At 62.6% G+C, this 14244-nt stretch carries 12 protein-coding genes; 5 read left to right on the top strand and 7 right to left on the bottom strand.

What is annotated here, in order from left to right; all coding sequences use genetic code 11:
* Nucleotides 1-78 precede the first annotated feature (78 nt).
* From fabG to ACEK02_RS06430, 4 genes are all read right to left on the bottom strand, one after another.
* The gene (fabG, locus tag ACEK02_RS06445; protein ID WP_371420971.1) at nucleotides 79-759 is read right to left on the bottom strand and encodes a 3-oxoacyl-ACP reductase FabG; all 681 of its coding nucleotides are present in this window, start codon (nucleotides 757-759) and stop codon (nucleotides 79-81) included.
* A gap of 12 nt (nucleotides 760-771) precedes the next feature.
* Complete coding sequence (locus ACEK02_RS06440; RefSeq protein WP_371420970.1) at nucleotides 772-1989, bottom strand: multidrug effflux MFS transporter; 1218 nt, start codon at nucleotides 1987-1989, stop codon at nucleotides 772-774.
* Between the two features lie 106 nt (nucleotides 1990-2095).
* Complete coding sequence (locus ACEK02_RS06435) at nucleotides 2096-3271, bottom strand: MFS transporter (protein WP_371421000.1); 1176 nt, start codon at nucleotides 3269-3271, stop codon at nucleotides 2096-2098.
* 197 nt (nucleotides 3272-3468) lie between these two features.
* Nucleotides 3469-4056 carry a TetR/AcrR family transcriptional regulator gene (locus ACEK02_RS06430; RefSeq protein WP_371420969.1) on the bottom strand — a complete coding sequence of 196 codons (588 nt, stop codon included), beginning with the start codon at nucleotides 4054-4056 and terminating at the stop codon, nucleotides 3469-3471.
* 198 nt (nucleotides 4057-4254) lie between these two features.
* Here ACEK02_RS06430 and ACEK02_RS06425 point away from each other — a divergent pair, with 198 nt between their 5' ends.
* From ACEK02_RS06425 to ACEK02_RS06405, 5 genes are all read left to right on the top strand, one after another.
* Entirely contained in the window at nucleotides 4255-5463 is a 1209-nt protein-coding gene (locus tag ACEK02_RS06425) for an efflux RND transporter periplasmic adaptor subunit (RefSeq protein ID WP_371420968.1), read from the top strand.
* Nucleotides 5464-5694: 231 nt separating this feature from the next.
* Nucleotides 5695-8925: an efflux RND transporter permease subunit gene (locus ACEK02_RS06420; protein WP_371420967.1), complete on the top strand. Its 3231-nt coding sequence runs from the start codon at nucleotides 5695-5697 to the stop codon at nucleotides 8923-8925.
* Nucleotides 8926-9118: 193 nt separating this feature from the next.
* Nucleotides 9119-9826, top strand: coding sequence for a GrlR family regulatory protein (locus ACEK02_RS06415; protein WP_371420966.1), 708 nt, complete (start codon nucleotides 9119-9121; stop codon nucleotides 9824-9826).
* A 162-nt stretch (nucleotides 9827-9988) separates the two neighbouring features.
* Complete coding sequence (locus ACEK02_RS06410) at nucleotides 9989-10840, top strand: tetratricopeptide repeat protein (protein WP_371420965.1); 852 nt, start codon at nucleotides 9989-9991, stop codon at nucleotides 10838-10840.
* Nucleotides 10841-10939: 99 nt separating this feature from the next.
* On the top strand, nucleotides 10940-11221 hold the full coding sequence (locus ACEK02_RS06405; RefSeq protein WP_371420964.1) for a hypothetical protein: 282 nt from the start codon (nucleotides 10940-10942) through the stop codon (nucleotides 11219-11221).
* Between the two features lie 82 nt (nucleotides 11222-11303).
* On the opposite strand, the gene ACEK02_RS06400 is transcribed toward ACEK02_RS06405, so the two are convergent.
* From ACEK02_RS06400 to ACEK02_RS06390, 3 genes are all read right to left on the bottom strand, one after another.
* Nucleotides 11304-11855 (bottom strand): lysostaphin resistance A-like protein, encoded by a 552-nt coding sequence (locus ACEK02_RS06400; protein WP_371420963.1) that lies wholly within the window; start codon nucleotides 11853-11855, stop codon nucleotides 11304-11306.
* Nucleotides 11856-12082: 227 nt separating this feature from the next.
* On the bottom strand, nucleotides 12083-13111 hold the full coding sequence (locus ACEK02_RS06395; RefSeq protein WP_371420962.1) for a Bug family tripartite tricarboxylate transporter substrate binding protein: 1029 nt from the start codon (nucleotides 13109-13111) through the stop codon (nucleotides 12083-12085).
* The gene (locus ACEK02_RS06390; protein ID WP_371420961.1) at nucleotides 13104-14243 is read right to left on the bottom strand and encodes a mandelate racemase/muconate lactonizing enzyme family protein; all 1140 of its coding nucleotides are present in this window, start codon (nucleotides 14241-14243) and stop codon (nucleotides 13104-13106) included. Before ACEK02_RS06390 ends, ACEK02_RS06395 begins: the two co-directional genes overlap by 8 nt.
* Between the last annotated feature and the right edge of the window lies 1 nt (nucleotide 14244).

Raw genomic sequence — 14244 nt, 5'->3', positions numbered from 1 at the left:
GTGATATGCAATCATCCTTCGAGACGCGGCCAAGCGGCCGCTCCTCAGGATGAGGGCGGAGCGTGGGACAAATAGTGGCTAAACCCGTCCGCTTACCGGCAGCAGCGCGCCGGTCAACGCACTCGCCGCATCGCTGGCCAAAAACAGGATCACGCTGGCGAGTTCATCCGGCGTGACCCATTTCGAAAAATCTGCAGTAGCCATGTCGCGCCGGTTTGCCGGCGTATCGATGGTCGAAGGCAATACGGCATTGACCGTGACCTTGCCCTTCAGCTCGGCGGCGAGCGTTTCCGTCAGCCGATGCACGCCAGCCTTCGAGGCGGCGTAAGGCCCCATGCCGGCACCGGCCTGCAGCGCACCCATCGCACCGATATTGATGATCCGTCCGGCCTTCGACGACGTCAGATGCGGGATTGCCGCGCGCGACGCATTGAGGGCGGTGAGCAGGTTGAGCCGATGCATCGTCTCCCAGCTCTTGTTGCTGCCGTTGGCAACATTCTCGAAAGCGAACGCGCCGGCGATATTGATCAGCACATCGATCTTGCCGAACTGCTTGATCACCGCCGCGATGGCTGCGTCGGCTTGCGCGGCATCGGAGAGGTCGACGCCGCCGATCTGCAAACGATCTGGCGTTGATGCTGGCGTCTTGGCGGAATGGTCGATGGCGGCCACCGTTGCTCCGCCTGCGACGGCGCGTTCGAGCACGACCTGACCCAGCGCACCGGACGCTCCGGTGATGACGACGATCTTTCCGTTCATGGGCAACTCCTGTTACGCGCGATGATCCTGCCCGGAACTGGCCTTGGGCAATAGCCACAGATAGATCGCGCCGGCGGCGAGCGCCATACCGGCCATCAATCCGGTCATGACCAGCGCCGGCTGTCCGAAAGGCTCGAAAACGGCGATCATGGCGCTGGCGAAAGCGCCCATGACCATCTGCGTACATCGCATCACGCCGGCTGCCGCACCTGCGACATGCGGCAGGTTCTGCAAGGCTTCGTGGTTGGTGCTCGGCGCGAGCAGGCCGAAGGCAAAGATCGTGAGCGCCATCAGCGGCGTCAGCGACAACACTGTCACCGCGCCCGCAGGCACCAGAGCGAGTGCTGCAACGGCGCTCGCGATCATCACCAGCAGGCCAAAGGCGATGATCTTGCGCGAGGCGACGTGACGACGGCTGAGTTGCCCTGATATCAGCGATGCCACCAGCACGCCGCAGGAGGTCAGACCGAACAGCAGCGAGAAGCTGGTCGTCGACAGGCCAAGGCTGCCGATCAAAACCGACGGCGCGCCCGAGATGAAAGCGAACATGCAGGCGAAAGCGCAGGCATAGAGCAGGGCATAACCGACAAAGCCGCGGTCGCCGAGAACGAAGCGATAGCTCTCGGCGAGCTGCCGCGGATTGAGGGAGCGGCGGTTCTCCACCGGCTGAGATTCCGCAAGACCGAAGCCGCCGACGATGAGGAGGGCCAAGCCGATGGCAGCCTGCACGGCATAGATGCTCCGCCAGTCGCTCACCGCCATGACCCAGCCGCCCAGCACCGGCGCCATCATCGGTGCGATGCCGAGCACCGCGGCGATCTGCGATAATTTCTGCCGTGCGACGGCGTGCTGGAAGAGATCACGAACGATGGCAATCGGCAGGATGGCACAGGCGCCCGCGGCGAGGCCCTGCAGCAATCGAAACGCAAGCAGCACGGTGAAGGACGGCGCGAGCGCGCAGGCACCGGCCGCGATCGAGAACAGCAGCAGCCCATCCAGCAGGGTTGCGCGACGCCCGAAGCGGTCAGCCAAGGGACCGCAAATCAGAGGTGAGATCGCAAAGCCCGCCAGGAACAGGCTGAGCGTCAGCGGCCCACGTCCCGCGGCGTCAGCGAAACTCGCCTCGATCGCCGGAAGGCCCGGCAATCCCATGTCGATGGATAGCGGTGGCAGTGCGGTCAATGTGCCCAGAAAGGCGGTGAAGGCGAAACTGTCGCGCCTGAGGGCCAAAATCGATTCCTTGAAAATGCGAAAAATGCCTATGCGGTCGCGGCATTTATCTCTGCCGGAGCATGATCTTATCCGAAAACCGGCATCCACTTTTCGAGATCATGCTCTATTCTGCCGGACTGATCTGCGCCGGCAAGATCCGGCGGTCAATGAGACTGCTCAGCGTGAGCCCAAGCCCGACCATGGCGACGAGCGCTGCGAGCAGCGGCAGCTGCGCATAATGCATGCCGGCATTGAGAGCGACGCCGCCGATCCATGCGCCGGTGGCGTTGCCGAGATTGAATGCGCCCTGGTTCAGGGTCGAGGCCAGGTTCGGCGCATCCGTGGCCGCATCGACCACCCAGATCTGCAGCGGCGAGACCAGCGCGAAGGCGATGCCGCCCCACAGGATCAGCAGCACCAGCGTCGGGAGCGCCATGTGCACCACAAGCGCAAGTGCGCCGAGCACGACGACGAGGCAAATGAAGGCGCCGATGATGGTCGAGAGCAGGTTGCGGTCCGCTAGGCGACCGCCGATCAGATTGCCGATGGTGAGACCGACGCCGATCGCCAGCAATGCCCCCGTGACGCCATGCGGCGTGAGCCCGGTGACCTCTTCGAGCAGCGGTGTGATGTAGGTGAAGAGGCTGAACATGCTGACCGACGCGATGGTCGAAATGAGCATCGGCAGCAGCACCGGCCAGCGGCCGAGCGCGCGAAACTCTTTCGCCAGTCCGCCGCGTGTGCCCGGCATGCCCGATGGAACGAAACGCGTGATTGCGAGGAACGCGATGATGCCGATCGCCACCACGGCCCAGAACGCCGCGCGCCAGCCTGCGGCCTGTCCGAGGGCTGTGCCGAACGGAACGCCCAGCACAGTGGCCAGCGTCAGGCCCGCGAACATCAATGACACTGCTTGCGTGCGCTGCTCACGTGGCACCAGATTGCTGGCAACGACGGCGCCAATTCCGAAGAAGGCGCCATGGGCGAAAGCCGTGACCACACGCGCCAGCATCAGCAGCCAGTAATCCGGCGCAAGGGCGCAGCCGAGATTGCCGATGGTGAACAATGTCATCAGCGCGAGGAGAGCCGTCTTGCGCGGGATGCCCGCGGTCGCCATCGCCACGATCGGTGCGCCGATCACGACGCCCATGGCGTAACCCGAGACGAGATAGCCGGCCTGCGGAATGGTCACGGACAGGCTGCGCGCGACGTCCGGCAGCAGGCCCATGATGACGAATTCAGTCGTGCCGATGCCGAAGGAAGCCGCAGCCAGCGCGAGAATAGGAAGGGAAAGTCGGATGGGTATTCTCCTGAGCGGAAATATTGCGATGCAATATCAGGAGATGTGTCACGACCTCAGCGATTTGGCGACCGCCTTGCGGGGGAGGCAGCATTGCGCGTCTCGGTCATCAAACTGTCGAGAGGCGATTCGATGGAACGGCTGTCAGCCGAAAATACGCTGACTGGGCGATCTCGGCGCGAATGCGGGAGGACGGCCTAGATCGGAGGCCAGCTGCGCATGGCCATGTCGGCGAGTTTTCGCAATTGCTCGCGCGGTGCGCCGCCTGCGGCTTGCACGGCCATGCCCTGCAGGATGGCCGACACGTAGCGCGCGAGATCGCCGGCATCCGCATCGGCTGGCAGATCGCCTTCGGCGATGGCGCGTGTGAAGCGAATGCGCAGATCGTCCTCGCTCTTCGAGCGGCGCGCCGTCAGTTCCTGCTTGATCGTCTCCGCGGCGTCACCGCAGCAGAGCGCGCCCTGGACCGCGAGACAGCCGGGATTCTTGGGATCGGTCACCGCTTCGACGGACTCGTACAGGATATGCTGGACCGCTTCGCGGGCCGTGGGCTTCTCCAGGCCGGTGCGGAAATAACCGCCGGGGCCATCGACGTAGCGATCCAGCGCCTTGCGGAACAGATCTTCCTTGTTGCCGAACGCGGCATAGAGACTGGGCTTGGTGATGCCCATGGCTTCGGTGAGGTCGGTCATCGACGCGCCTTCGTAACCCTTGCGCCAGAACACGTGCAGCGCGAGGTCGAGGGCTGTGTCGGTATCGAATTCACGAGGACGTCCCAGTGCCACGACGGGCTCTCCAAAGTTTTCTACCGTTCAGTAGATAAGTCTCTTGACAGTGGATGTCGATAGTCCATCTATACCGGACGTTACGAATGTGTGCGTTGCAGCGAAATGCCGGCGGGAACCGGCCAGACGCGGGATGCACCTTTTAGCTACTGAAATGACAGGGCTTTACAAGCCCTTACAGATTAAATGGGGTTCACAATGGCAACTAATCTCCCTCGCAGGATCGCCCTAGGCGCCGGAATCGCGCTGGTCGCGGTCGCCGTCGGTGGCGGTGCGGCGCTGATGAATCTCTCCAGCGTGGCAGCTCAAGCCGAGTCCGGCGCGGTTGCTCCCGCCGCCGTCCAGGCCTCGGTCGCCGTTGTCGAAGCCAAGGCGACGGCGCCGTCGGACGAGTTTTCGGGCCGCCTTGAGGCGATCGAGCGGGTGGAAATCAGGTCCCGCGTCGCCGGCGCTGTTCAGGAGATCCACTTTCGCGAAGGCGCGCTGGTCAAGAAGGACGACCTTCTCGTGCTGATCGATCCGGCGCTCTACGCCGCCGACGTCGATCGCGCCCAAGGGCAGGTGTCCGCGTCGCGAGCGCGCCTGATCCTCACCAAGGCCGATTTCGACCGCGGTCAGCAACTGACCAGCTCCAGCATCACCCAGCGCGACCTCGACAATCGTATCAATGCGTATCGTGAGGCGGAAGCTAACCTCAAGGCTGCAGAAGCCGCGCTCAAGACCGCCGAGCTCAATCTCAGCTACACCGAAGTGCGCGCGCCGGTCGCGGGCCGGGTCGGCAAGGTGGAGATCACCGTCGGCAACCTGATTTCGGCCGGCCCGTCTGCTCCGCTGCTGACAACGTTGGTCTCGGTCAATCCGATCTATGCAAGCTTCAATGCCGACGAACAGGTGGTGTCGCGCGCATTGAAGACGCTGGCCGATGAAAAGACGCCGGGCGAAATCGACCGGATTCCGGTTCACATGACGACCGTCACCGACAGCGTACCGCTGAAGGGCCGCATGCAGTTCATCGACAATCAGGTCGATCCGCGCAGCGGCACGGTGCGGGTGCGCGCCATGTTCGACAATGCCGACGGCCGGTTGATGCCCGGCCAGTTCGCGCGGCTCACCATGGGCCAGCCAAAGGCCGAGCAAACGCTGCTGATCAGCGAGCGTGCGGTCGGCACCGACCAGAACAAGAAGTTCGTCATGGTGGTCGATGCGAAGGACAAGGCGCAATATCGCGAAGTAATCCTGGGGCCGTCGGTCGATGGCATGCGCGTGATCCTCAACGGCCTGAAAGCCGGCGAGCGGATCGTCGTCAATGGATTGCAGCGCGTGCGGCCCGGCGTGACCATCAAGCCCGAGATGGTGGCGATGAACGCGGCGTCTCTCGCCCTGAGCAAGGCTGTCGCGCAGAACTAACGGCTCCTACTAATCTCTCACCGCTGCACGAAGCAGAGCTTCGCCAGCGGGGAGAGTTCGTCCGGCGAAGCCGGCGGGTGAGGGGGACTCTTCACTTTCTGCGAGTCTGTGGCGGCGCCCCCTCATCCGACGCCAATTGCGTCCGCACTATCGTCTCCCCTAGCGAAGCTTCGCTTCGCACAGAACGGGGAGACAGCACTATCGCGAAATCCTGTATTGACGAGACAAGCCATGAATTTCTCCAAGTTTTTCATTGATCGACCGATCTTTGCGGGGGTGCTGTCGACGGTGATCTTCCTCGCCGGTCTGCTGTCGATGCCGGTGCTGCCGATCTCCGAATATCCGGAAGTCGCGCCGCCGACCGTGGTGGTGACTGCGAATTATCCCGGCGCCAATCCAAAGGTGATTGCGGAAACGGTTTCGACGCCGATCGAAGAGCAGATCAACGGCGTCGAGAACATGCTCTATATGAGCAGCCAGGCGACCACCGACGGCAGGATGACTCTGAACGTCACCTTCCGCCTCGGCACCGATCCCGACAAGGCGCAGCAGCTGGTGCAGAACCGGGTTTCGCAGGCCGAGCCGCGCCTCCCTGCGGAAGTGCGTGCGCTTGGCGTGACCACCATCAAGAGCGCGCCTGACCTGACCATGGTCGTGCATTTGCTGTCGCCGAACGACCGCTATGACATGACCTATCTGCGCAATTACGCCGTGCTCAACGTCAAGGATCGCCTCGCGCGCATTGAAGGCGTCGGTCAGGTGCAGCTGTTCGGCTCGGGCGATTACTCCATGCGCGTCTGGCTCGATCCGCAGAAGGTCGCCGAGCGCGGCCTGTCGCCGGGCGATGTCGTGCGCGAAATCCGCGCGCAGAACGTGCAGGCAGCAGCGGGGCAGGTGGGCGGTTCGCCCAATGAGCCGGGCCTTGATCTACAGCTCTCCATCAATGCACAGGGGCGCCTGCAGACCGAAGAGGAATTCGGCGAGATCATCGTCAAGAACGGCGACAACGGCGAAGTGGTGCGGCTGCGCGACATCGCGCGCATCGAGCTCGGCGCTGCCGACTATGCACTGCGCTCGCTGCTGAACAACAAGTCGGCGGTGGCTGTACCGATCTTCCAGTCGCCGGGTTCCAACGCGATCCAGATCTCCGACAATGTCCGCAAGACCATGAAGGAGCTGAAGGAGAATATGCCGGACGGTGTCACCTACGACATCGTCTACGATCCCACGCAATTCGTCCGCGCCTCGATCGAGGCGGTGATCCACACGCTGCTGGAAGCCATCGCCTTGGTGGTGCTCGTCGTCATTCTGTTCCTGCAGACATGGCGCGCGTCAATCATTCCGTTGATCGCTGTGCCGGTCTCGGTCGTCGGTACTTTCGCCGTGATGCACGTGTTCGGCTTCTCGGTGAATGCGCTGACGCTGTTCGGCCTCGTGCTGGCCATCGGCATCGTCGTCGACGACGCCATCGTCGTGGTGGAAAACGTCGAGCGCAATATCGAGCGCGGCCTCGATCCCAAGAGCGCGGCCTATCAGGCCATGCGCGAAGTGACTGGCCCGATCATCGCGATCGCGCTTGTGCTGGTCGCCGTGTTCGTGCCGCTCGCCTTCATCACCGGTTTGACCGGCCAGTTCTACAAGCAGTTCGCACTGACGGTGGCGATCTCCACGGTGATCTCGGCTTTCAATTCGCTGACGCTGTCGCCGGCGCTCGCCGCGCTGCTGCTAAAGGGCCATGACGCGCCGAAGGATGCGCTGACGCGCTTCATGGACAAGACGCTCGGCTGGTTTTTCGTCCGCTTTAACCGCTTCTTTGCCAGAAGCTCCGACGCCTATAGCGGAGGCGTGAAACGCGTGGTCTCGCGCCGCGCGGCGGTGATGGGAATCTACGTTCTGCTGATCGGCGTCACCGGTTATCTGTTCCACGCAGTCCCGGGCGGTTTCGTGCCCGGGCAGGACAAGCAGTATCTGGTCGGCTTTGCGCAACTCCCCGACGGTGCCACGCTGGATCGTACCGAAGAGGTGATCCGTCGCATGGGCGAGATCGCGCAAAAGGAGCCCGGCGTCGAGAATTCGATCCAGTTCCCGGGTCTGTCGATCAACGGATTCACAAACTCGTCGAATTCGGGCATCGTTTTCATCGGCTTGGATGCGTTTGATAAACGCAAGGATCCAAACCTGAGCGGAAATGCCATTGCGTTGTCGCTCAACAAGAAATTTGCCGGCATTCAGGACGCCTTCATCGCCATGTTCCCGCCGCCGCCGGTGTCGGGTCTTGGCACGATCGGCGGCTTCAAGCTGCAGATCGAGGATCGCGCCGGTCTCGGCTATGAGGCGCTGAACGACGCCACCAAGGCTTTCATCGGCAAGGCGATGCAGCAAAAGGAGCTGGCTGGCCTGTTCTCGAGCTATCAGATCAATGTGCCGCAGCTCTATGCGGATGTCGATCGCACCAAGGCGCGACAGCTCAACGTGCCCGTCACCTCGGTGTTTGACACGATGCAGATCTATCTCGGCTCGCTCTATGTGAACGACTTCAATAAATTCGGTCGTACCTATTCCGTGCGCGTCCAGGCTGACGCCAAATTCCGGGCGCGGGCCGACGATATTGGCCAGTTGAAAGTTCGCTCCGACAGCAACGAGATGATCCCGCTCTCGACGCTGCTGCGCGTCAAGGAAAGTGCAGGGCCGGAGCGCGCCATGCGCTACAACGGTTTCCTGTCAGCCGATATCAATGGCGGTGCGGCGCCCGGCTATTCCACCGGCCAGGCGCAGGACGCCGTGGCGCGTGTCGCCAAGGAGACGTTGCCCAAGGGCATCGACTTCGAATGGACCGAACTGACCTATCAGGAAATCATCGCCGGCAATTCGTCGCTGATCGTGTTCCCGGTGGCGATGCTGTTGGTGTTCCTGGTGCTCGCCGCGCAATACGAAAGCCTGACGCTGCCATTGTCGATCATCATGATCGTGCCGATGGGCTTGCTGGCCGCGATGTTCGGCGTCTGGATCACCAAAGGCGACAACAACGTCTTCACCCAGATCGGTTTGATCGTCCTGGTGGGCCTGTCCGCGAAGAACGCCATTCTGATCGTGGAATTTGCCCGCGAGCTGGAATTCGCCGGGCGAACGCCGATCCAGGCCGCGATTGAGGCCAGCCGATTGCGGTTGCGACCGATCCTGATGACGTCGCTGGCCTTCATCATGGGCGTCGTGCCACTGGTGACGTCGACCGGCGCAGGCTCCGAAATGCGCCATGCCATGGGTGTCGCGGTGTTTGCCGGCATGATCGGCGTCACGGCCTTCGGCATCTTCTTCACGCCGATGTTCTACGTGCTGCTGCGTGCCATGGCAGGCAACCGTCCGCTGACCCAGCATGGCGAGGCGACGGTCGATCAGGCGGCGCCGCTGGCACCTGTATCGCACGAAGCCGAGCCACGCCCGCATGCGACGTCGCATTCGTGACGCGGGGAGGCATAAGGTAACGCCTGGCGGGGGCTGTTAGTCCACGCTCGCGCGGTTTCGATCCATTCCATGGAGAGGAACTGCGCGCCTTGTGTTCAGGACTGTTGGAAATCGCAGCCAACTGGCCCGGTGCGCTTTCCTCCATTGCATATCTTCCGCTAGAATGCGAAAGGCGCTGCGGAGGAATGACGGGTTGCGGACGGGTTTCTACAAATGCGAATACCGGGTTGATGAGGCGGTCGGTCGCAGCGTGATGTTTGTCGAGCATGGCAGCATGCTCGGGGGCAATTCGGCCTTTGCCCATATCGGCAGCTATGAGCTCCGGGGGCACGAGGTCGTGGCGGAGATCGAGAGCCGCCGCCACATGAACGATCCGAACTATCCCTCGCTGCTCGGTCAGGACGTGGCGACTATCAGCGTTATCGGCCGGCCCGATGGCGATACCTATCGTTTTCAGGGCTCGTCGCCGCAAATGCCGGGTGCGAAATTCCAGTCCGTCATGACGACGATCGACGACGGCGAGATGCCTCCGGCCGGACCGATCGGTGCGGGTGGCATCGCCAACGGACTGTATTCGATCCATCTGCGCACGCTCGACGGCATCGATGGCGGGCTCAACGGCGTGATGTTGCTGCATGATGGCCGCATCCTCGGCGGCGACGCGTTCTTCTATTATCTCGGCGCCTATTCCTCGGCCGACGGGCGCTGGAAGGGCGAGATGCTCAATCAGGAGCACACGCCGGCAAAAGGCGAGAACCCGGTCTTCGGCGGCCATGAAATCGGTATCGGCTTTTCCGGCACTTGCGACGAGACGGGTGCCGAACTGGAAGCTACAGCGCTGGCCGGCAAGCGGAGCCTGCGGTTGCAGGCCGTGCTGAAACTGATCCGCAAGGCTGTTTAGATCGTAGGATGGGTCGAGCGTCTTCGCGAAACCCATCATTCTCACCTATGAAACAGATCGGTTTCGCTACGCTCTACCCATCCTGCGATCCGAGTGCGGCTTGATGGCCTGCGTGTCTGTCCTTACTGTCAGAGCGATATGACACTGGTGATGGCGATATCCATGGCACAGCGAACCCGCAAAACGTCCGGTATCTGTCTCCTCGGCCTCGCCGCCGGACTGGCTGTGTTATCCGCGCCGTCACGTGTGCAGGCCCAGTCCGCCGATCTGGTTCTGTGCGATCGTCTCGCGGCCGATCCTGCCGATCCCGACAAGCCTGCCGATGTGAAGGGCTTGGCCGAGATCGCCAAAGCCGATATCGCCACGGCCATCAAGTTCTGTCGGACCGCATCCGGCGGTTCGCGCCGTGCGATGTTCCAGCTTGGGCGCGCTTACGCGGCCAATGCGCAGGTTGCGGAGGCGCTCGCGGCGTGGCGCAAGGCGGCGGACAAGGGCAGTACCTCGGCCATGGTCGAACTCGGCGTTGCCTATGGCAACGGGACCGGCGTTGCGCGCGACGAGGCGCAGGCGCGCAAGCTGTTCGAGCGCGCAGCCGAGGCCGGCAATCCGCGCGGCGTCAGCAATCTTGCAGCGCTATCCGGCGGCGCGGGCGCCGGATCAGACCCGGTGCGCGCGCGGCAGTTGCTGGCGAAATCTGCGGAGGCCAATGCCGAGGCACAGTATCAACTCGGCATGATGCTGTCGGAAGGCATCGGCGGCGCGAAGGATGACGTTGCGGCGCGCGGCCTGTTCGAAAAGGCTGCGGCGCAGAACCATGCGGGCGCATTGGAGCGCATGGGCGCGTTCGCGCAAAACGGCCGCGGTGGCGCGTCGGATAAGGATGCCGCGAAGGCATATTATGAGAAAGCCGCAGCCCTCGGCGACGATGATGCGAAGAAGGCGCTGGAACGCATCAAGTGTCCCTATGTGGTCAAGGACAAGCGCGGGAACGTCGTCACCAATATGTGCTTCTGAACGATCTCTCGCGGCTTGTTCATCGGCAACCATTTGTTTCAAATTGGATGCCTAAGCTCCCGGTGCTGAGACGCGTTTTGCGATTCCCTGGAGCCGCCTGTGAATGAAAGCCTGATCGCCATCTGCCAGTTGTTTCTGGTGCCGCTGACCATCCTGTTTGCCGCGGTGGGCGTGGCCAATGCGCGCTTCGTCAAGCTGCTGGTCTGCCTGCTCGGCGTGGGTCTTGCCGGCCTCTGGCTCTATCGTATCTGGCTGTGGACCGGCCTGTCGGTGATTGATCGCCGCACGGGCTACGGACTCGCAGGGGCCTTCGCGCTGTGCTGGGTGCTGACGCTGCTGCACCAGATCAAGAGCAGCTTCGGCGGCGGGTATAACCGGTAGAGCATGATTCCGAAAAGTGGATGCCGGTTTTCGCCGACAAACGAGTTCGTTTGTCGAGAGATCATGCTGTAAGAGGAAAGCCTCAGGCGAGGCCGAGTGAAAACGCGAGCGTACCGATGGCGGCATGCGACAGGATCACCGGCCAGATGTTCCGCATTCTCAGATAGGCAACGCCCCAGACGATGCCGACCAGAAACGTGTTGAGCATCAGGATGCTGTCGCCATAGGCGACGTGGATCAGCGAGAACACCGCCGAGGAATAGATCACATAGGTCCAGGGCCGGACCTGCAACCGATCAGTCATCAGTTTCGGAATCGATCGGCACACGACTTCCTGGCAAGGGCTCGAGACCAGTACATAGAACGGCGCGAAGCTGAGCCAGACCGGTGGCTTGTGGTCAAAGGTGAGGAACCGCGTTTGCGCCACCATGATCGCGGCAATGCCTGTCGTGATCGCGGCACATAACAACCAGTGGCTGATGTCAGAGGGACGGCTGAGGCCCAGTTCCGCAACAGAAAAGCCGGCCAGCAGGCACAGCGCTATACACAGCACGGAGACCAGCAGCAGCGCGGGAATGCGATATTCGAACGGCAGAAACCCCCAGTGGATGGCGAGGCCGGGTGCCAGCAGCAACGCTGCAAATCCCGGCAGCGGAGCGATCAATCGCCATTGGAGTCGTTGTTGTCGCAAAACCGTCATGATCTTCTATAGCTGAAGTCATGTGGTGGTTTAATGGCAGAGTGATTGCGCAAGCCGCTATAGACGAAAGCGTGATCGGCAACATGGCGAAACGCGTCGGTCGTAGCGGCGCATTTTAAACGTGGTCAATGGCAACACCGGTGGCGGATCACCGGGGCCGTCTATTCCGGTTTGATGCCTGCATCCTTCACGACCCGGGCCCATTTCTGGATCTCCGTCTTGATCTGGTTCGCGAATTGCGTGGGTGTGCCGCCAACGGGTTCGACACCCTGGTCGATGAAGCGACGCCTGACGTCGTCCTGTTTCAGGATCGCATTCATCTCGGTGTTGAGCTTGCGCACGATTTCCGCGGGCATGCCCGCGGGACCGACGACGCCGAACCAGACATTGACCTCGTAGCCGGCGACGCCGGCATCGGAGACCGTGGGCACGTCGGGCGCCAACGCCGAGCGCGTCTTGCTGCTGACGCCGAGTGCGCGAAGCTTGCCGCCGTTCACTTGCGGCAACACATTTGGCGTGTTGTCGAAGGCGACATCGATATGGCCGCCGAGCATGTCGTTCACCATCGGCGCGCTGCCCTTGTAGGGAACGTGCACGATGTCGATGCCTGCGAGACTCTTGAACAGTTCCATCGACAAATGGTTCGACGAGCCGATGCCGGTCGAGCCGTAGCTGACCTTGCCGGGATTCTTGTTGGCGTAGTCGATCAGCTCCTTGACCGTATTGATCGGCAGCGACGGTTTGACCACGAGCAGGTTCGGTGTTTGTCCTGCAAAGACCAGCGGCGTGAAGTCTTTCACGGTGTCATAGGGCAGGTTCTTGTAGATGCTCGGATTGGAGCCGAACGGGAAGGCGACGCCGAGCAGCGTGTAGCCATCGGGCGCGGATTTGGCGACCGCTTCTGTGCCGATCAGCGTGCCGCCGCCGGGCCGGTTCTCGACCACGACGGGGACGCCCCAGGCATCCTGCAGTTTCTGCGCGAAGATCCGCCCGAGCGTGTCGTTGAAGCCGCCGGGCGGATAGGGGACGACGTATTTGATCGTCTTGCTAGGATAGGTCTCGCCCGCTGGCGCGGTCGCCTGCGCATGAGCGCAGGCTGTTCCGGCCAGCACGAGGATGAGTGCGCGGCAGGCGAAGTGAACGAGACGCGAGGCGCGCAGTACGACTTCAACCCGTCGCGGATCAGACATAGCAGGGACCCTCGATCAGCGGATGGGCGTTGATGAAGGCCTCGTCGATCTCGACGCCGAGGCCTGCGGTCTCCGAGGGGGCGACGCAACCGTTGGCATCGAGCTTGTAAGGAATGCCGCCGACCTCGTCGCGGAACGGGTTGTGCTTGGCGACATCGCCTTCGAAATAGCCGGGGTCCTCGACCGAGGCGAGAACGTTGATGGTTGCCGCCATGTTGATGCCGGTCGCAGATGTATGCGGATTGAACGAGAGTTTCCACGCCTGGGTCATGCCGGCGATCCGCATTGATTCCGTCACGCCGCCGGTCTTCGACAGATCCGGCTGCACGAAGCTCACGGCGCGATCCTCGATCAGACGGTTGAACTCGAAGCGCGTGAAGTGGTTCTCGCCGGCTGCGAGCGGCGTCGAGCCCATCGCGGCGGCGGCCTGATAGGAGCGATAGTCGAGTGCGGGGAACGGCTCCTCGAGCCAGCCGATCTGCAGATCGTCATAGGCCGGCATCACGCGGCGCACGTCGTCCAGCGTGTAGCCGGTGTTGGCGTCCACGAGGATTTCGATGGCATCGCCAACAGCCTTGCGGACGGCGGTGGCGCGGGCGACGTCGTCACGCGGATTGTCGCCGACACGCAGCTTCACCGCGCGGTAGCCTTTCGCGATGTAACCCTGCGCTTCCTCGGCGAGTGACTCCGGCGCCTGCCAGCCCAGCGAGATGCCGCCGGCATAGGCCTTGATCGGCTTCGATGCGCCGCCGAGCAGTTTGTAGAGCGGCCAGCCGGCCGCCTTGGCACGGATGTCCCACAGCGCGAGGTCGAGACCACTCAGCGCCATCGCCGCGGCATAGCCCATGCCGTGGCTGGACAGTTGCATCTGATAGACGCGCTGCCACACACCGACGACATTCATCGCGTCCATGCGGATGACGAGTTCGGCCATCGTCGTGTCGATGAGCTTGGCGATGGCGCCGGGGCAGCGGCCGTGATGCGCTTCGCCCCAGCCGGTGACGCCTTCGTCGGTCGTGACCTTCACCAGCACGGCGTCGCGCTTGACGGCGCGGCCGATGCCCAGGCGGACGTTCTGGCCCTGCGGGACGCGGTAGGAAATCGGAACGGCTTTGATTGCAGTAATCTTCATG

It is taken from the genome of Tardiphaga sp. (genome assembly GCF_041424195.1).
GTDB lineage: Bacteria > Pseudomonadota > Alphaproteobacteria > Rhizobiales > Xanthobacteraceae > Tardiphaga.
Note: the sequence above shows the minus strand (reverse complement) of the source record. Positions and strands in the feature narration are given on the sequence as shown.

Coding starts and splice junctions, on each gene's coding strand:
- ACEK02_RS06395 (WP_371420962.1), bottom strand. CDS start 13,111: ATGTCTGATCCGCGACGGGTTGAAGTCGTACTGCGCGCCTCGCGTCTC.
- ACEK02_RS06390 (WP_371420961.1), bottom strand. CDS start 14,243: ATGAAGATTACTGCAATCAAAGCCGTTCCGATTTCCTACCGCGTCCCG.
- ACEK02_RS06410 (WP_371420965.1), top strand. CDS start 9,989: ATGGCACAGCGAACCCGCAAAACGTCCGGTATCTGTCTCCTCGGCCTC.
- ACEK02_RS06420 (WP_371420967.1), top strand. CDS start 5,695: ATGAATTTCTCCAAGTTTTTCATTGATCGACCGATCTTTGCGGGGGTG.
- ACEK02_RS06425 (WP_371420968.1), top strand. CDS start 4,255: ATGGCAACTAATCTCCCTCGCAGGATCGCCCTAGGCGCCGGAATCGCG.
- fabG (WP_371420971.1), bottom strand. CDS start 759: ATGAACGGAAAGATCGTCGTCATCACCGGAGCGTCCGGTGCGCTGGGT.